Origin of the sequence: Photobacterium sagamiensis (genome assembly GCF_050337085.1) — a bacterium.
Lineage (GTDB): Bacteria > Pseudomonadota > Gammaproteobacteria > Enterobacterales > Vibrionaceae > Photobacterium > Photobacterium sagamiensis.
Genome location: NZ_JAKJSP010000021.1, coordinates 37,793 through 54,550 on the forward strand (window position 1 = coordinate 37,793; position 16,758 = coordinate 54,550).

The window sequence follows — 16,758 nt, forward strand, 5'->3', positions numbered from 1 at the left end:
TTTTGCCTAACAGAAATATAACGTAATATGATGTTAAAGCCGACTGTATATCAGTCGGCTTTTTACTTTCTATAAAGAGTGAAAACTGTGTCAATGCATAAAAAAGGCTCATTCATGATTAATGAATGAGCCTTTTTGTTGTTATCCCGGTTGGTATTAAAGAGTTAATGGATATTGGTGACAGCCCAGCTTAAAAACTTCTTCTTTGTTTTATCGTCAGCCTGGTTGAACCAGTGTTGCAGCATCATTTCAGCTTTATTGGATTCAGTAAGTTGTGTTGACGCAGCGGTATTGGCTGTTGATTGAACAACGGCTTTAGATGTAACTTTCTGTGGCTGAGCAACTGAAGCGGTTATTACGTTCGCGGTTGAAACGCCAGCGGTGATACTGGCAATAGATCCACTCATATTATACTTCTCAACTTCACGAGTGTAATCAGGTGCAAGGTTAAACCCTACATGCAGCGTATCGTATACGAATGGATAATCATTCCCTGATTCCTTGATCGTAAACGAAAGCTCGTTGTTGAAGTCGCGTCCTTCATCTAGTGTCTGGATGTTCGGAACGTCGAGTGTTAGCTGAGTATTATCGCCATCAAAACGGATAACGATAGGAACGGATTTAAATTTTGTTGTTTTACTGCCCGATTCTCTGACGACTTTAGCAATACGGAAAACGACCTGATTGGTACCATCTGGCAACTCAATCTCTGGCTTATGATCAAAGCCAAACATGGAATAACCGGCATCTTGGCCATTAATCACCAGAAGTTGAATTCCCTTCGGTATTTCCATTGTTACCTGCGCCGCTGCTGTCGGTGCAAACGGTAGCAACATCGTTGCTAGAGCAAGTTGTTTTACCTTCATAAAGACTCCTTGAAGGGGCCGCTGAACCTGTGAGCGGCTATCCCGTTAAAAGTTATTTCGCACAACGATTTTACTTGGTTGGTCGGGTGTGAAAAAGCTTATTTAGCCTCTCTATAGTAGTAATCAGAGCTCAGTCGCAACCATGATATTAATTACCAGATTGGGCATGGCTTCAGGCAAGTTGATTCTATTTGTGATTTTTTAAATTGTTTATCAGATATTTAGAATATTCACTGGCTGTATTGTTTGGCTTTTTGATTTCAGAGGAAGTGATTAATCAATATTTTCTCGATAGTATTTATTGCCATGAAAAACAAGCTGAGAATCGAAAGTAAGTTCACTTGTCAGTTAACCAAACGGGAGGAAGATCACCTTTTTGGTCAAAAGAAAGATAAATTAATATTTAGTAAGCACAGGAAACCTCATTAAGTGGTTGAATTTTGTCCGTTTCACGCTCGGTATTGCGATTGAGTGCACAATAATGCATGTGTGTTGCGGTTTATGTTTTCTTGTGTGTTTGACTTATCTTGTTGGTTTTGTTGGGTTTATATTTTTTTAGATTTTGCTGGTTTGAAGGTTGTCATAGTTTCTTGGGTACTATCTTCACGGGTCGAAAAAAGCTTGTAGTCTTGCTCGTGTTCAAAACAACTTAACAATAAATTTGTGTGCTGACCTTCGGCGGCCAACTGAGGAAAGTACACATAAAACAGCTATTTATTAGGAGTTTTCCATGAAATTGAAAAGAACATTATTAGGATTAGCAGTAGCATCTGCCGTTTTATCGGCACCAGTTTTGGCAAGTGAAAGTGCGACGTCCGGTTTTTTTGATGACTCAACCATCAATGGTGCTATTAATGTTTGGATGCGTGACCGTACCCGTGGTGATGTCGATGCGAATGGCAACGACACATCAAAAACGCCGAATTTAGATCACGGTTCACTGTATATGTCGGTTGATTTTAATTCGGGCTATGTGGCTGATACTGTTGGTTTAGATCTTAACGTTTATTCAACGTTTGATTTGTGGCAAAACGCTTCTCCTGACCATGAAATGAACTTCTGGGGTGTTGATAATCCATATGATATGAGCCCAACGACTTCTAGTGGTTGTTCTGGTGCATGGGAATCAGACTGTAACGACAATGGCGGAGCATTCCAGACTGCTGCATTCAAATTTAAGTTTGGTGATGCAGTAACGGCTAAATTAGGTTATTTCCAGCCATCGGTTCCGAGCGCCATGGGGGTTAACTGGTCCTTTGCTGCTGGTACTTATACCGGTGGTGAAATTGGTGCAAACCTTGGCAATCTGGCATTAGGTCTGGTTGTTGCTGACGAATATCGTGCACCTTGGTTCAAAGATAGCTATGAGTTCCGTACCGGAACAGGTTCAAGTGCTGAAGATGCAGGCACTGCGTACTCTTTAGGTGGTCGTTATACGTTTGATAATGGACTGCTGTTGGATGCAGCTTATGCAGCATTAACAGATGGCGATCGTACAAATGCTCACGTGAAAGTGAAGTACACAACCGCTGATGGTTGGTATCTTTCTCCGCAACTATATGTTGTTGATGATGATAACCAATATGACTCAACGGCTTACCAGTTAGCATTCATTTCGGCTAAGTCTTACGGCCAGTACTCTGTCCGTGCTGAAGCGACATACACTGCGGCAGATTCTACGGATACGCGCGGTCATGTGGGTAATCTGTCTTATCGTTTGACTGAGGCATACGGCGGTTCCAATGGTGCTTATGATATCTGGTGGAATAACCGTTCAGATTTCAACCACGATGGTGAGCTAGGCTTCTTCGGTTCTGTTGCGCGTGATTTCTCTGATATGGGCGCACAAGGCTTCAGCGCTGGTGTGAATGGCGTTTATGCATTTGGTGCTAAAGCCGATGGTTATGATGAGCTTGTTGAATACTCAGGCAGTGCATTCTTGAACTACGCGATTCAAGGCGGTGCGCTGAAAGGTGCAAACTTCGGTATGTACTATACATACTATGTTAACGACTCAAATGCTGGAAACTGGGCTGGTTACTCTAATGGCTTCCAGGACGAGACTGACTTGAAAGTTACGTTAACCATTCCATTTGCGATTAAATAAATAGCAAATGTTAGCGACAAAAGCTGAGTATGAAAATGCTCAGCTTTTTCTTGAAAGGTACGAAAGATCGTCTTAGTTGTATGCCAAACCTCAATTACTAAGAATCGCTAGTCATCAAATGGCTTTTTATAAAATTTAAGCTACAGTTTTTGTGATGAAGATCATAAAGAGATGGCTTATGAAAAACTTATTAGTAGTTGTAACTTTGTGCGTGGTGTCTTCTTTTCCTGCTTTTGCCGCACAGTCAGGTGGTGCGAGTGCGATGCCAATTTATCGTTGTGTTGTTACCGATGAGAATGGCAAGAGCGCAGAAAGCTGGGTTCCGCAAACTGTTTGTGCATCGAAGGGCGGTAAAACCATTTTTTAAAATGGCTTGAATTAACTATTTGGGGGCAATCTGCCTCCTAATGGTTATTTATCCTATTTTTATACATGGCTCTTTTATGTTGAAGCTACCCAAATGGTAGAAACGTATCTTTCTTTATTATCTAACTACCCAAACCACCTCAGGTGCAGAGTTCAATGAGAATTCATTGGCTGTTAGTCATGGCGCCATTTTAGTGAATAGTGGTTCTATTCAGATAGTATATAGAGAGGTAAGAGTGAAAGTATTTAGTATTCTGTTTTTTATCAGTGCATTAATAGGGTGTGCTTCAAGCTATGAAGCTAGTTCAATAACTAATTGGTTCAAGGTAGGGCAATCTTCTGCAATTCAAGGCGATGTTATTCTCAGCAGCCAGAATCTATCAAATGAAATGAAGCTAGACTCCATTTTTCCAATTGATTATCAGCAATATTCTGACGGTTACGCAAAGGGGCTGGATGAGTTTTGCAATGTCAAAAATGCATTTGTTTTCGGCGCTAAAGGGCACCGTTATCACGGACAATGTGAAGGTCGACGTAACGAACCTCATTTTAAATATGAATGGGAAAGAGGCTTCGAGCAAGCGATGTTCCCGAAAGGACCGCCTGGTTAATGAAGTCTCTTGGGCATAGATTATTGTAGATTTACATCACAGTGTTAAAATACCCCGCAATAATCATATCGCAGTGGCCCTCACTGCATGCTCCTTCATTACTAAGGTAATTTTAAATGACGGTTAAAACTCGCTTCGCACCGAGCCCAACAGGCTTTTTGCACGTAGGTGGTGCTCGTACAGCTCTTTATTCTTGGTTATTTGCTAAACATATGGATGGCGAATTTGTTCTTCGAATCGAAGATACTGATCTTGAGCGCTCTACACAAGAAGCGATCGATGCCATCCTTGAAGGTATGGAATGGCTGGGTCTGGATTGGGATGAAGGTCCTTACTATCAGACTAAACGTTTTGATCGTTATAACCAGCTAATCGATCAGCTACTGGCTGAAGACAAAGCCTATAAGTGTTACTGCCCGAAGCTGCTGCTTGACGAACTTCGTGAAGAGCAAATGGCTGCCGGCCTTAAGCCGCGTTATGATGCAAATCACCCGAAGGTTGTTGCCGCGAATGCTGCCGCAACAGAAGACTCACCGTTTGTTATCCGTTTCCGTAACCCGAAAGAAGGGACGGTAATTTTTGAAGATAAAGTTCGCGGCCATATCGAAATTGCTAACAGCGAACTCGATGATCTGATCATTCGCCGTACTGACGGTAGCCCGACGTACAATTTCTGTGTCGTTGTTGATGACTGGGATATGGGCATTACCCAAGTTGTGCGTGGTGAAGACCACATTAACAACACACCTCGTCAGATCAACATTTATGAAGCCTTAGGTGCACCTGTACCTGAGTTTGCACATTGTGCAATGATCTTAGGTGATGACGGCGCAAAATTATCTAAGCGTCACGGTGCGGTAAGCGTTATGCAATATCGTGATGAAGGTTATCTGCCACAAGCACTATTGAACTACCTGGTGCGTCTGGGTTGGTCTCATGGCGATCAGGAAATCTTCTCTATGGAAGAGATGATTAAGTTGTTTAACCTGGGTTCAATCAGTAAGTCAGCATCTGCATTTAATACCGATAAGTTATTGTGGTTGAACAACCACTACATCAAGACTGCTGAACCTGAGTACGTAGCCAAATACCTGCAGTGGCATTTAGATCAGAAGGGAATTGATACCGCGAATGGCCCAGCTATCACAGATGTGATTGCGCTGGTGGGTGAGCGTTGCAATACGCTGATCGAACTTGCAGAGCAGTCTCGCTACTTCTACCAAGACTTCAGTGAGTTTGAAGCCGGGGCGGCGAAAAAACACCTGCGTCCAGTAGCGAAAGATGCACTGGCATTGGCACTGGCGAAAGTAGAAGCATTAGCTGAGTGGAATACGGAAAACTTGCATAAAGTGATTGCTGAAACTTGCGAAGAGCTTGAAGTCGGTATGGGCAAAGTGGGTATGCCACTGCGTGTTGCTGTTACTGGCCAGGGTCAATCACCGTCTGTTGATGCGGTGATGATGATGGTGGGTAAAGAGCGCGTGATTGCTCGTATTAACATGGCTTTGGCATTCATTGCCGAGCGCGAAGCAAACGCATAAATGAACGAGCGGAATGATTTTTCATTCCGCTCGTTATTGCTTGTACTTAAGTTACTTCTTATTTGATTTATGGATTAACAAATAGCGTTCCATGCAAACGTTGATGTTGGTTGCACCTGCGCAGTATCTGAAAGCATCTTGGTCTAGAACAAGTGGAGTACCCGCAAGAGTAAATGCCATTGAGTTAAAACTGACTGACAGTAACGCTGCTGTAACAAAAATCATTAACTTTTTCATACGCAATCTCCCATGTACCGTTGAAGTTTCAATTCCTTATTATTTTATAGGTAACATAATTGAACCTACAAAATTCCGCATTTATCGCATAAAAATGAACGTTTATAGCTCATTCATTTGAGATCATAGAACAGGAACATATTTTTCAAATCTTAATAAGCACCGGCTTCCTTATGCTTAAATACAGACCTTATAAAATTTTCAAAATTTCAAAAACAGCATAAATTTGATCAAGTTAACAGAATTGTGGAAAGTGTGAATGTCAGGATATTGAAGGTATTGACATGAATTCATTATGTTTTTATTATCGACTTGTCTTTTGGGGCTATAGCTCAGCTGGGAGAGCGCTTGCATGGCATGCAAGAGGTCAGCGGTTCGATCCCGCTTAGCTCCACCAAATTTTTATTATCGTTTTGTCTTAATTATGAGAATGCGATAGTTGCTAGATCGATAAAACTTCGCCTCAGGTGAGGTTTTTTTATGCCTGTCAGTTCGTTATGGTTCGATTTCTGCTTAGTTTTTATTTTATCTTTTTGCGCATGGCAAGTTTGTGCTGGGTGGTATTATCAATAGATGAAGGAAAACAGACTGATGCTGAAAGATAGTAAAGTTGGAAAGAGAATAGAGGAAATCAGACTAGGTTGAAAATGGCGCTCCCTGCAGGAGTCGAACCTGCGGCCTTCCCCTTAGGAGGGGCTGTGTATTTGTCATTATAAATAATTTTTAACATTAAAATTCAAGGGTTTACTTGTGTGTATTAAAATGTAGCATTTTTATATAGCACTTTGGGGTGGTTGATTTTATTAATGCCGATAGATACATATGCTGTAAAATTGAGCAAGTGGGTAAATTTAAATAGGATAGTGTTTTTAAAATGCTAAGGCTCTGATACTATGACTCTATGTCCCCTTAGTTCAGCTGGATAGAACAAGAACCTCCTAAGTTTTAGACACAGGTTCGAATCCTGTAGGGGACACCACATTCAAGAAAGCCAGCTTTATCTGCTGGTTTTTTTCATCTCAAGATAATAGCCACTCTTCTTTTTGGTTAAAATTCATCCCTATATAATTAAATTTTAAGTACAAAAAAGCCCCCATAAATGGAGGCAAAAAAAGTAATCAATGTAGTTCGTATATACTTAGAGCGTATCGTTGTAGAGATAAAACTTTTCGAAAATAACCTGCTTGGCTACATGATCAAATCCGTTTCTGATTTCACACGGAACGGTATCATCACCGTATTTTAGTTTTCTGCCCTTAATCTTCCAACCTTTCTTGCTAAATTTAACTTGGCATTCGCCGTCATAATAAAAGCGTTTACCGTCTTTTAAGTCGGGTACAGGACTAACATCTGGGTGAGGATGAACTTTTGCTTCGCTATAGACTGGTACAGTTTGCTCGCGGGTGAAGTAAGCTCTTTTTCGCTTTATTAAGCCGCTTTCATGAGGCCGTGGATAACGATTATGCTTGGTAAGCCACCGATTGGCCGTCAGTAACAAAGGTTGAAGCTGCTCACTTGCTGCTTGATTGTAAGTTGAGATATCTGTTTCGTTATAAATGTTCATGAATTTGTCTCTTGTTTTTATTATTGACTTGCTAACTATAAAAACATGAACATTAAAAACAGTCAATTAGGACTAATGGATAATATGTATAAATCGACGTTTAAACTTGAAGTTAACCTTTAATGGTTAAATATTAAATTTTTGATCACCCTACTTACGTAACAAGCAGGATTTAAAAGAGGCAGCTTATTACTTATTTACTAAGTAATACTTTTTTTAAAATGTCTCCCAGCGCTTCGCGCTGAAGTTAATCGACTGGTTGTTATTGTTGCTGTGTTGAGTTTTTTGAAGTAACTAGAAGAGAGGATTTAGTTAGATATCAAGTAAGATGGGATATAAGGTATTTAAATAAAGTAACCATTTCTAAGTTTTGTGTCAAGCTATTTTCGTGCTTAATTGCTTGTTTTAATTAATATAAATAATAATAAACATTTGTCAGGTTTTATTATCATGCGTTAATTTGCTTTCCAATTTAATAAGCATAGTAACCGACTATGCTTATCATATTGCTCTCGTACCTCAAGCGATGATAAGCGTCGGTTGGGGACTTCATCCCCTAAAACCCCTGATAACTTTTTCTTATGCGCATTTTCAATGCTTTATCTAAAAAGTTTACTTGTATACTAAAAAGTAATTAATTTGTCAGCTATTTTCTTATTATTCATAGTGTTATAGTTAATAAAAGAGAATAGATGAAGTATGTCAGGATTCCAGTTTATACATGTAGAAACTTATGCAAAAGTTTCTACTAAAAAAGGTAAACCAGCTATGGAAAGCATTGTTAATGAAGCAATGCGAGAGGATGGTTATTGCCCTCATGTTTATCAACCTCAGCCTCCACAAATTTTATTAGGTTTAGATCCTCGTAAGCTCCCTCAAATCGCTTTAGATCGCGTAAAGAAAGCTAAGGACAAACAAGGGCGTAAGATCCGAAAAGATGCGCCATTACTGCTTGCTGGCGTTATTAGCCTTGGTGCTGAATCTGATGTTAATTTCCGTGATTTCCTAAAACGATCAATTGCTTTCTTGCGTAAAAAATATGGCGCAAATCTAATGTCGGCCGTTCTTCATCTCGATGAATCTCATCCTCACTTGCACTTTTATGCGGTTCCTAACGTTAAAGATGGGGTGTTCAATATGGCAGAGATCCATGACGGGATCAGGGCGAGAAATGAATGTAAGGGCGGTTACTCCCAAAAATCCAATGCTTACAAACAAGTGATGCGTGAATTTCAAGATTCGTATCATAACGAGGTTGGCACAAAACTTGGTTTAACGCGCCTAGGGCCGCGAGTACAACGGCTAACAAGAAAAGTGTGGAAAGCACAACAGAAGCAAGCTCAAGTGTTGCTACAGCAGCGTAGAGAGCTTAATAAACAGCAGCGACAACTATTAAAAGATAAGTTGCTTCTAGATGGTGAGCGGCAGGATATTGAGTTACGTGAAACTGAACTTACTACTATCAGCGGCACTTCATTTTTTAGTAACAAGCATGAGAAGAAGAATAAATACTTAAGAGAGCGATTGCAGCGATCACAACTGAAAAGTAGCGATGCAGTGATAGAGCTGGATGAGAAACAGCAGGGCATTGCTAAGCTGTTTCGAGAGCTAAAAGCACTTAAACAAGACAATGAAGCTTACCAAAATAAGTTCGATGCAATGAGCTACAAGATTGAATTAAAAGATCAATTTATCCAACAACTAAAATTAAAAAGAGATAATAAACATGAAAAAAAACATACTAGAAGTGAACAATATACTTACCAGCCTTAAACAGATCGCGCCAACGCGTGAACGTGAGTACATTCGCTTAATCTGGTCGATTACCAACCATATAGCGATCCATTCAGCAAATGGAAAAGAGCAAGAGATTGAAGTGATGACTGATCTTCGTCAGTTTATAGAGTTGCTAAATGAGAAGTACCCAATTGGGTCTGATGAAAATATTGGCTATGATAGTTATTTAATTCCAGAACGAAGATAATATTATAATTGATAATTTAATTCTGGGTGGTTATTATATTTAATAATAAACTAGAGGTCGCATTTTAATGCGGCTTTTTTTACGAATATCTATTACTGCTATTTGACAGTTTAATTACAAGTGGACTAATATATTTGAATTAACCACTTGTTCTTTTGAGAAGTGGAGTTTATATAATTAAAGAATATTATAATGATAAATAATAAAAAAATAAATCTTAATGAAATTAATGAGTATTTACTTCAGACAGGCATCCAACAGTTAAACAATAAATTCAGTATGGAGAGTGCACTCCATCAACTGAATGATCTTCAATCACGCCTTGACGATGTTCTATATCGTAAAGATCAATATGGTCTACAGGTTGTTGTTGCTGAAAAAAATAAAAGCAAGGAAAAAGTAAAGCATCTGAAATGTCAGAAGCAGCGGGGTGGTTGGGATATTTTGGATGTATATTTAACTGGTGGTAGAGATGAAATGGAATTATTGAACTTAGCTGATTTTGAGAAACAGTTCGAAAGCAAATTGGTAACAGATGAGATGCAGCAAGAGTTTGAGTTTTAACATGAATCGATATTTCGCCAATGGCGGTTTAGTTGGTGCTTTCATTCAAATGTAATCGTTTAATAACTTAGCAATGCAAGAGACTCATGTTGAAGTGCGAAAGCACTTCAACAATTAGTAATTAGTCATGATTAATGCTGTTTGATAGCTGCTTTCTTAGCTCTGACACTTCAGTTCTAAAACTAGAAGACCAGGTATCATCATCGCTTCCATCTTTTTTGCTTTGTGCGCGTTTGAAAACAGCTTCTAAGGCATCATCCAGTTTTTTTGGTGCTGTTCCATTTTTATACAGAATGTGAACTTTCATAGACGAATTACGTATTTTATGAGTCCATTGAGATAATTCATCTAAATTTTGTGGATTTGAGGTAACAATATCGAGTAATTCGGTACTTGCTTTATGGCGTTCAGCAAGACGCCATTTTTTGTATTCTCGTTTGTTTGTTAGATAGTTTGAACCGAAAAGAGTCAAAATTTGACCTACAATTCCGCCAGCAAGAACTGATGTACCTATGACATTAAGATCCATGTAAACCATGCCTATATATTTGATTAATACCGTAAAAGTTGATAGTTTAATATGACTTTTTGATTCTACCATAGAGTGTTAGGTTTTCACTATGAGTTCTATTGCAAATCCAGTGCTGGATAGAGAAGCATTTCGTGATGTTTATGAAATTAGTGATACTCATGATTGGGCGAAAGAACTGCGTGAAGAGCTGCTTAACTTATGGGAGCTTTGTGTTGATGCTGATGAAAGGTCTTTACTTAAAGAGCTACTGAATGATTTTTTTGTTTTAGATAAGAAAAAAGAAAGATCGTCATGTGACAAGATTAATAATTATGTCCATGAAAAAAATCTAAATCCAACTCATACAATTATTGTTTCAGTCTCTGATGTAGGTAAACTGGATGGTTCGTTGGTTGGTCTTCAATTATTAGAACAAAAAATAATACCTGTAGAACAGTGGGAAAATTGTTACGTTAGCCATATTTCCGAATTAGAAGGTAAGTTGTCAAATTGTACATCAATTATAATGTTTGATGATTTCATTGGCAGTGGTAATAAAATAGTTAAAAAGTATGAATGGTTGGCTAATACAGTAGAGAAAGACGATGTGGATATTTCAAGCATTGATGTTTATATCATTTCTTTTTCTGCTATGAAATTTGGCATTAAAAATATAAAAAGTAAAATAGATGTGAACGTCTTCTGTGCAAATGAATTTAAGAAAGGGATTTCCGAAAATAATTCAATAACCGAAAGATACAAGAAAATAAAATTGATGCTGAAAATTGAAAGTAAGCTGTCACAATATCATCACAATAGAGTGCTGTCAAAATATTCATTAGGTTATTGTAAAAGTGAGTCTTTATATTATTGGGATAATTTAAGTTGTCCGAACAATGTTTTCCCCATTTTTTGGTGGCCAAATTTAAAAAATGGTAGTAAGCACGACACAGTATTTACTAGGGTAAAGTAGATGAATAAATGTGAGCATTCTACTAGCAATGAGCACAAGATTGCAGTTAAATTAATATTTAATGATTTATTAGATATGAAATATCACGATCTGTATGATTTTCATGTTAAATATCGTTTTAGTATCGGAACGATATATAATGCGGTTACTTTTCTTCTTGATAATGATCTAATAATTAAGCGAAAAGAAAGTATCATGATTGCAGAGCAGATTGATAACCAAAAGTTGTCTATTATTAATAGGTTATCTAAAACATCAAAACCTAGTGTTTTAATTGACACAATGCTTGACATATAAATGTAAATTGAATTATATTGCTTTAGTTGAGTTCCAGCTCTAGCAATATAAGGTGTATTCGCCTTTTTCGTTCAGGTTAACTTTAACCTGAAAGGTACGTCAACTTATACTCGAACGGTGGAGCTTTGTTCGAGTATAAGTACACATAACTTTCACTACGTGAAAGATTCTGTGAATCAGAAAGTAATAGAAAGTAGAGCTGGGATTCAACACTTATGAAAGAAAGTAGCATTACAGAATTACTAGAAATTATTTCCATCCCAACAACTGAAAAAAACATTCTTATCGTAAGTAGTATTATAAATTCTACAGATTGCTTTTATAGGTCGTTTAATATACCTAAACGAAAAGGCGGTTTTAGAAATATACATGCTCCGTATCCAACACTTCATTTATTACAGAGTAAGATAAAAACATTGATATTAGATGATGCTCGCGTCAGTGTTAATGCATTTGCTTATGTGAAAAATAGAAGCTATATTGAACATGCAAAGTGTCACTGTGGGTGCAATGAATTACTAACTTTAGATATAAAAGATTTCTTCCCTAACATTTCTAGACAGAATGTTTTTAAGGCTTTTTCACGTCAAGGTTTGTCAGAAATACAATCAAATTATCTCTCTTATTTATGTACTCTTAATGATTCTTTACCTCAGGGAGCATGCACAAGCCCATCTATAAGTAATATAGTCTTTAGCGATATTGATAATAGATTGAATAAGTTAGCATTATCTTTTGGGTTGAAATACTCAAGGTATGCAGATGATTTGGCTTTTTCAGGTGATTATGTCCCTAACGTTGTAGGTAAAATAGTTTGTGAAATATTACTTGATTATGGATTCACTCTCAATAAGAGAAAGACAAAGTTAAAGAAAAAAGGAAGTAAAAAAATAATAACAGGTGTTTCTATTTCGAGTGGAGAGGTGAAAGCACCTAAAGCATTCAAAAGAAGCCTTAGAGCTGAAATATTTGAGCTGGAAAAAAATAAAGATAACCTGATTGAAATGCCAAATTTTGAACCTATGATTTATGAAAAATTGCTCGGGAAACTAAATTATCTATTGCAAGTTGAGCCAGAAAATAATTATGCGATAAATAAAAAGAATATGCTAATTTCAAATTATAAAGAGTTTGTTAATATTTCATAAGCATGGTGTTTTTAATGAAATTATTAGGTGCTTCAATTCTATTGAAACCATAACCAATTATTAATATCTTCCATTTTCTTATATTTGTTCAACCTCCTAACGGCATCAACAAATTTCTTCCATTGGCTATGGTAAATTTTTCCTTGCTCAGGTATCTCTAACCCATTTATAAAGGCCTTGAAGTACCGCTTCACTTCATTTGGCATATCATTTTCAGATACAGCCACTATCGGATCATGCTCTTGGTTGTTGCTCTGTTCATTTCGCCTGTGGCTATTATTGTTCTGCATCTTTCGTAGGGCAGGGCGCACACTTTCAGTATCGTGCTTTATGTAGTACCTCATTACCGTATCTGGGTTGTCACCTAGTAGCTTTGATGTGACTTCAATTCCCTCTGTCTTAGCAATGTTAGATGCAAAGGTATGGCGAAAATCGTAAGGGCGAGATTCTGCGGGGAGCTTAAAATAATCCTTAAGATCATGCCAAGGTTTGCGTGTGGCTCCCTCGGTTATATGGCCTGTCTTTGAGCCTTTTCGAGATGGAAACATATGGCTATGATCATTTTCGAAATATTCATCAGATACAAGGTATTCACTTATCATCTGCCAGTAGTAATCAGATTCAATTGGAATCGTTCGGCTTTTACGTGTTTTGCCGCTAATCCGCGATGGAATGAAGATGACACGATCAGTTATACGAAAGTTATCTTTAATGTTTCGATAAGCTTCTGAGTTACGAACGCCAGCCACTATCATGGTGGCAAGGACAAGCTTTGCCGCCTTTGATCCAAGTACGTCATCTTGCCATAGATAGCGCAAAGTATTTTCGATAGCAAGGCTATCGAATGTGATTACTTCGCGTTGGTCGGCATGCTCATCTTTAAAGCGAGCAATTTCACCATCAATCGGATTTTTTCTTATATAACCAGCGCCCACCCAAATATTCAACATTGCATTAATTTGTGTGTAGGCTTTGCGATTGGTGTCGAGGCATCTAACAGTTATAACATCATTAGTGGGGTTCACCACTTCCTTCATCCAGTGTTCCGCCAAGGTTTCTAACCAACTTTTATTAGCATCTTTTAGTTTTTGACTGAGTAGTGGTTTGATATCACGTTTGATGGCATTGAGTGATTTAGGCGAGATAGGGCGGATAGAGCCATTTTTGATTTTGTATTTGGTTCTGTCTTTGGTGTATTGCTTACCTAAGTAATCTTCAATCGACCACTCCCTGATACCTAACGTCTCAGGTGTTAACTGTTCTTCAGCTAGTAATTCTTTTACTTGTTTCTTAAAAGCGGCACGAGCACCTGAAACAGTCATGTAACCAGCATCGGGTTTGATATGAGTGTTAGCATTGGGTTCTTGCCAACGACCAAGTTTTATCATAGTGCGCTGTGCTGGCTTAATGTAGAAAGTTTTTGCAGTCTTACTGACTCTAAGTACAAGACTAAATTTTTTGACGTTGTTGGTGAGGTCGTACAGATCTTTACTGCCGTCTTTGATTAATGGCAGCTTCTTGATAAGCCCATCTTTAAAGTGGAACGAAGTCTGTTTTTTAGGATGCAATAGATGGCTATCTTTCACATACCTTTTTAGCTCAAAATCCGCTTTATTTACACCGTTACGACTCATCAATCCTACTTTCCCTATAGCACTTTGTGTAGCACTATAGCATTTACCATAGCATTTTTTAAGGGTGTTACATTATTAACGTGAATGAATAATGCAAGGTAGGCTGTAGTGATTATTGACCTTAATTGGTTGATTATAAGGGGTTTTAGATAATAATTATAATTAGCGATAAATATTGCGATTGTAATTTAATCAAAAAGCAGCCCCTTAGGAGGGGGACGCTCTATCCAGCTGAGCTAAGGGAGCCTTCAAGCTAAGTGCTTGAAGGCCATTATACCTAAATTCTCTCTGATTTTAAGTAATTACTGCTAACGGAGTATTTGCTTGGTCAGTAAATCACCAGGTTGAATACTGCTGGCCAGATCGGCCTGGTTAACTGACAACTCTGTTGATTTCTCGTAGACACGTTCTACGGTCAAGGTGATTTCTGTCTGAACCATACGGTTACGCGGGATCCCCATTTGATCAATAAAGCCCGCGCTATGCCAAAGCTGTAACTGATCCCCTCGGGTTACCCCATGAATACGGCCCACATTTATTTGTACGGTATTACCATGAACATTCACCACTTCCGGTAAGCTGGTACGGCAAGACAGCGATGATTCTAAATCTAGCATTACGTTACGGCTAATTCGCTGTACAGCCTGGCCGTAACTGGATTGCCAGAATCGCGCACTTTTGGTATCAACCTGGCTTACTCGTGAAAAAGGCCACTCGGCAACTTCCCGATAATTATTCTGAAAGAGTTGTTCTCCGGTTTTGCCGTCCATCACTTGTACTGTTAGCGCAAATTGTCGGTTTACCTGATCACTTCTTATTAGCTTCTGATCTAATGTTGAGGTGAGATCGGTAATTTGGCCATTGACAATGTACTGGGCATCATTGTCTTCAGCGAGCATGGTCATCGCGCCAGGCTGCTCAGGCCGAATCGGCACTCGAGTGATACCAGAGACAACAAAGCTCTGCGATTTTCTTTCAATCTGACGTTTAAGCATTGCGGTGAAGTTGTCACCCAGCTGGTAAATCCCCCCCATAGCGGCATGTTGAGGTGAAACAATGTCGAACTGACCGAGCAGCAGTCCTTTTTTATATTGGATTTTGTGGCAAGTATTTGCCGATGGGTAGATATCAATACGCGCGGTCATGTAAAAATTGCCGCTTTTTTTCCGGGTTTTTAACACCATGACATGACGAACTTCATTACCACTGAACTGATATTCTTCACGCTCTGACGCCAGATATGGTTTGATATGAGAGAAGCTTGATATATCAGCGCCGGAATACAACATGGCCTGATAGACGGCGTCTTCAAGGGCGTTGGTTCGGGCCGTACTCTCACTTTCAAGCATAGCGGCTTGACCGGTGACCTCAAGCCAAGCAGCATTCACGCAGAACGATGCGATTAAACACAAGCTACTTAAGCATCTTATTATGTTTCTTTTCATATTGTCTCAACTTAGGTATGGAATTTGCTTGTAAAGCGATTAGCAGAAGATAAAACTTGCCGTTTCCTATATCAAGTTAGTGTTCATGCTTGCCTGACTATTTTAAGTGAATTGTTGAACATGACAACACTGCTAGTGTGCAAAGAGCGTATGCAAAGAGTGTTCCTAAAAGCATTTTCTATGGTAATAGTGAAATTATGGATAAAGTTTTTCTTTCAACGAACGATAACAGGCTACAAGTCTTTTTTCATCCGGAGCCAGTTAGAATGAAAAAATGGATAGCCTTGCTGCTGTCACTGATGACGGTATCATGTACCTACTCTCCGATTTACAATGGTAAAGAACCGTATACGGGGAGTGCTTTTTTGTTAACGGAAACCCCTCGCCACACGATGGACTTCTTTGTTGAAGGGTTAACCGAACAGCTGATCAATTCGAACCAGTACCTGACAGCAAAAACACCGCTGGCCGTGACTTCATTTGTTGATCTGCAAGAGATGACGGAAACAAACTGGCTGGGTAATTCGGTGACGGAAAGCTTTATGTTTCAGATGCAGCAACGTGGATACACGGTTGTTGATTATAAAGCGACAGGGGCGATAAAAGTGACGCCGGATGGTGATTTTTCTATTAGTCGTAACTGGAAAGAGCTTGCCGCTCAGCAGCCTGTTGACTATGTCTTAACCGGCACCATGTTGCGCCAGGGCGCTGGTGTTCTGGTCAATGCCCGTATTATAGGTATGCGTTCTCGTGTAGTGATTGCTTCTGCACAGGGTTTTCTGCCAGCAGATCGTATTGGACGTGATCTCGACTCCTTGAATAAAATGCGAATCCAAAATGGTGTTATTATCCGTTCTGAAACCGCACAATTTGATCGTAATACTGTAGTTCTGAAGCCTTAGGAGTTGTT

Annotated in this window: 17 protein-coding genes and 2 tRNA genes; 13 read left to right on the top strand and 6 right to left on the bottom strand. The window is 38.9% G+C overall.

Features of this window, described 5'->3' with window-relative positions; translation table 11 throughout:
- Positions 1 to 164: 164 nt before the first annotated feature.
- Complete coding sequence (locus tag L4D76_RS10235; RefSeq protein WP_428440805.1) at positions 165 to 866, bottom strand: YccT family protein; 702 nt, start codon at positions 864 to 866, stop codon at positions 165 to 167.
- A gap of 730 nt (positions 867 to 1,596) precedes the next feature.
- Between L4D76_RS10235 and L4D76_RS10240 the strand changes: the two genes are divergently transcribed.
- From L4D76_RS10240 to gltX, 4 genes are all read left to right on the top strand, one after another.
- Entirely contained in the window at positions 1,597 to 2,973 is a 1,377-nt protein-coding gene (locus tag L4D76_RS10240; RefSeq protein ID WP_428440806.1) for a multidrug transporter, read from the top strand.
- A 178-nt stretch (positions 2,974 to 3,151) separates the two neighbouring features.
- Entirely contained in the window at positions 3,152 to 3,340 is a 189-nt protein-coding gene (locus L4D76_RS10245; RefSeq protein ID WP_428440807.1) for a hypothetical protein, read from the top strand.
- Positions 3,341 to 3,506: 166 nt separating this feature from the next.
- The gene (locus L4D76_RS10250; protein WP_428440808.1) at positions 3,507 to 3,950 is read left to right on the top strand and encodes a DUF2799 domain-containing protein; all 444 of its coding nucleotides are present in this window, start codon (positions 3,507 to 3,509) and stop codon (positions 3,948 to 3,950) included.
- Between the two features lie 116 nt (positions 3,951 to 4,066).
- The gene (gene gltX / locus L4D76_RS10255) at positions 4,067 to 5,491 is read left to right on the top strand and encodes a glutamate--tRNA ligase (protein ID WP_428440809.1); all 1,425 of its coding nucleotides are present in this window, start codon (positions 4,067 to 4,069) and stop codon (positions 5,489 to 5,491) included.
- Positions 5,492 to 5,542: 51 nt separating this feature from the next.
- Here the strand turns inward: gltX and L4D76_RS10260 are convergent, their stop codons facing one another.
- Positions 5,543 to 5,728, bottom strand: coding sequence for a hypothetical protein (locus L4D76_RS10260; protein ID WP_428440810.1), 186 nt, complete (start codon positions 5,726 to 5,728; stop codon positions 5,543 to 5,545).
- A gap of 321 nt (positions 5,729 to 6,049) precedes the next feature.
- On the opposite strand from L4D76_RS10260, the gene L4D76_RS10265 reads away from it, so the two are divergent.
- Together L4D76_RS10265 and L4D76_RS10270 are read left to right on the top strand one after the other, a co-directional pair.
- Positions 6,050 to 6,125: transfer RNA gene (locus L4D76_RS10265), tRNA-Ala, on the top strand.
- Between the two features lie 506 nt (positions 6,126 to 6,631).
- Positions 6,632 to 6,707, top strand: a tRNA-Arg gene (locus L4D76_RS10270).
- Between the two features lie 159 nt (positions 6,708 to 6,866).
- On the opposite strand, the gene L4D76_RS10275 is transcribed toward L4D76_RS10270, so the two are convergent.
- Positions 6,867 to 7,292 (bottom strand): hypothetical protein, encoded by a 426-nt coding sequence (locus tag L4D76_RS10275; protein ID WP_428440811.1) that lies wholly within the window; start codon positions 7,290 to 7,292, stop codon positions 6,867 to 6,869.
- A gap of 699 nt (positions 7,293 to 7,991) precedes the next feature.
- Here L4D76_RS10275 and L4D76_RS10280 point away from each other — a divergent pair.
- From L4D76_RS10280 to L4D76_RS10290, 3 genes are all read left to right on the top strand, one after another.
- Positions 7,992 to 9,065 carry a plasmid recombination protein gene (locus L4D76_RS10280; protein ID WP_428440812.1) on the top strand — a complete coding sequence of 358 codons (1,074 nt, stop codon included), beginning with the start codon at positions 7,992 to 7,994 and terminating at the stop codon, positions 9,063 to 9,065.
- Complete coding sequence (locus L4D76_RS10285) at positions 9,019 to 9,276, top strand: hypothetical protein (RefSeq protein WP_428440813.1); 258 nt, start codon at positions 9,019 to 9,021, stop codon at positions 9,274 to 9,276. The genes L4D76_RS10280 and L4D76_RS10285 overlap by 47 nt, the downstream gene beginning before the upstream one ends.
- A gap of 192 nt (positions 9,277 to 9,468) precedes the next feature.
- Positions 9,469 to 9,840 (top strand): hypothetical protein, encoded by a 372-nt coding sequence (locus tag L4D76_RS10290; protein ID WP_428440814.1) that lies wholly within the window; start codon positions 9,469 to 9,471, stop codon positions 9,838 to 9,840.
- Positions 9,841 to 9,961: 121 nt separating this feature from the next.
- On the opposite strand, the gene L4D76_RS10295 is transcribed toward L4D76_RS10290, so the two are convergent.
- A complete protein-coding gene (locus tag L4D76_RS10295) occupies positions 9,962 to 10,369 on the bottom strand; it encodes a hypothetical protein (protein WP_428440815.1) in 408 nt (135 codons plus the stop codon).
- Positions 10,370 to 10,460: 91 nt separating this feature from the next.
- Between L4D76_RS10295 and L4D76_RS10300 the strand changes: the two genes are divergently transcribed.
- The 3 genes from L4D76_RS10300 (at position 10,461) to L4D76_RS10310 (ending at position 12,769) form a co-directional block, all read left to right on the top strand.
- Entirely contained in the window at positions 10,461 to 11,324 is an 864-nt protein-coding gene (locus tag L4D76_RS10300; RefSeq protein ID WP_428440816.1) for a phosphoribosyltransferase-like protein, read from the top strand.
- The gene (locus L4D76_RS10305; protein WP_428440817.1) at positions 11,325 to 11,621 is read left to right on the top strand and encodes a hypothetical protein; all 297 of its coding nucleotides are present in this window, start codon (positions 11,325 to 11,327) and stop codon (positions 11,619 to 11,621) included.
- 215 nt (positions 11,622 to 11,836) lie between these two features.
- The gene (locus L4D76_RS10310) at positions 11,837 to 12,769 is read left to right on the top strand and encodes a reverse transcriptase family protein (protein WP_428440818.1); all 933 of its coding nucleotides are present in this window, start codon (positions 11,837 to 11,839) and stop codon (positions 12,767 to 12,769) included.
- Positions 12,770 to 12,807: 38 nt separating this feature from the next.
- Here the strand turns inward: L4D76_RS10310 and L4D76_RS10315 are convergent, their stop codons facing one another.
- Both L4D76_RS10315 and L4D76_RS10320 read right to left on the bottom strand, forming a co-directional pair.
- Positions 12,808 to 14,403, bottom strand: a complete 1,596-nt coding sequence (locus tag L4D76_RS10315) for a tyrosine-type recombinase/integrase (RefSeq protein WP_428440819.1) — start codon at positions 14,401 to 14,403, stop codon at positions 12,808 to 12,810.
- A gap of 308 nt (positions 14,404 to 14,711) precedes the next feature.
- Positions 14,712 to 15,848: a flagellar assembly protein FlgT gene (locus L4D76_RS10320; protein ID WP_428440820.1), complete on the bottom strand. Its 1,137-nt coding sequence runs from the start codon at positions 15,846 to 15,848 to the stop codon at positions 14,712 to 14,714.
- 266 nt (positions 15,849 to 16,114) lie between these two features.
- Between L4D76_RS10320 and L4D76_RS10325 the strand changes: the two genes are divergently transcribed.
- Positions 16,115 to 16,750, top strand: a complete 636-nt coding sequence (locus tag L4D76_RS10325; protein WP_428440821.1) for a FlgO family outer membrane protein — start codon at positions 16,115 to 16,117, stop codon at positions 16,748 to 16,750.
- Positions 16,751 to 16,758 lie beyond the last annotated feature (8 nt).

Excerpts from the sequence above, each read along its gene's own strand:
- L4D76_RS10235 (WP_428440805.1), bottom strand. The coding sequence starts at position 866 with ATGAAGGTAAAACAACTTGCTCTAGCAACGATGTTGCTACCGTTTGCA.
- L4D76_RS10240 (WP_428440806.1), top strand. The coding sequence starts at position 1,597 with ATGAAATTGAAAAGAACATTATTAGGATTAGCAGTAGCATCTGCCGTT.
- L4D76_RS10245 (WP_428440807.1), top strand. The coding sequence starts at position 3,152 with ATGAAAAACTTATTAGTAGTTGTAACTTTGTGCGTGGTGTCTTCTTTT.
- gltX (WP_428440809.1), top strand. The coding sequence starts at position 4,067 with ATGACGGTTAAAACTCGCTTCGCACCGAGCCCAACAGGCTTTTTGCAC.
- L4D76_RS10260 (WP_428440810.1), bottom strand. The coding sequence starts at position 5,728 with ATGAAAAAGTTAATGATTTTTGTTACAGCAGCGTTACTGTCAGTCAGT.
- L4D76_RS10275 (WP_428440811.1), bottom strand. The coding sequence starts at position 7,292 with ATGAACATTTATAACGAAACAGATATCTCAACTTACAATCAAGCAGCA.
- L4D76_RS10280 (WP_428440812.1), top strand. The coding sequence starts at position 7,992 with ATGTCAGGATTCCAGTTTATACATGTAGAAACTTATGCAAAAGTTTCT.
- L4D76_RS10285 (WP_428440813.1), top strand. The coding sequence starts at position 9,019 with ATGAAAAAAAACATACTAGAAGTGAACAATATACTTACCAGCCTTAAA.
- L4D76_RS10290 (WP_428440814.1), top strand. The coding sequence starts at position 9,469 with ATGATAAATAATAAAAAAATAAATCTTAATGAAATTAATGAGTATTTA.
- L4D76_RS10295 (WP_428440815.1), bottom strand. The coding sequence starts at position 10,369 with ATGGATCTTAATGTCATAGGTACATCAGTTCTTGCTGGCGGAATTGTA.
- L4D76_RS10300 (WP_428440816.1), top strand. The coding sequence starts at position 10,461 with ATGAGTTCTATTGCAAATCCAGTGCTGGATAGAGAAGCATTTCGTGAT.
- L4D76_RS10305 (WP_428440817.1), top strand. The coding sequence starts at position 11,325 with ATGAATAAATGTGAGCATTCTACTAGCAATGAGCACAAGATTGCAGTT.
- L4D76_RS10310 (WP_428440818.1), top strand. The coding sequence starts at position 11,837 with ATGAAAGAAAGTAGCATTACAGAATTACTAGAAATTATTTCCATCCCA.
- L4D76_RS10315 (WP_428440819.1), bottom strand. The coding sequence starts at position 14,403 with ATGAGTCGTAACGGTGTAAATAAAGCGGATTTTGAGCTAAAAAGGTAT.
- L4D76_RS10320 (WP_428440820.1), bottom strand. The coding sequence starts at position 15,848 with ATGAAAAGAAACATAATAAGATGCTTAAGTAGCTTGTGTTTAATCGCA.
- L4D76_RS10325 (WP_428440821.1), top strand. The coding sequence starts at position 16,115 with ATGAAAAAATGGATAGCCTTGCTGCTGTCACTGATGACGGTATCATGT.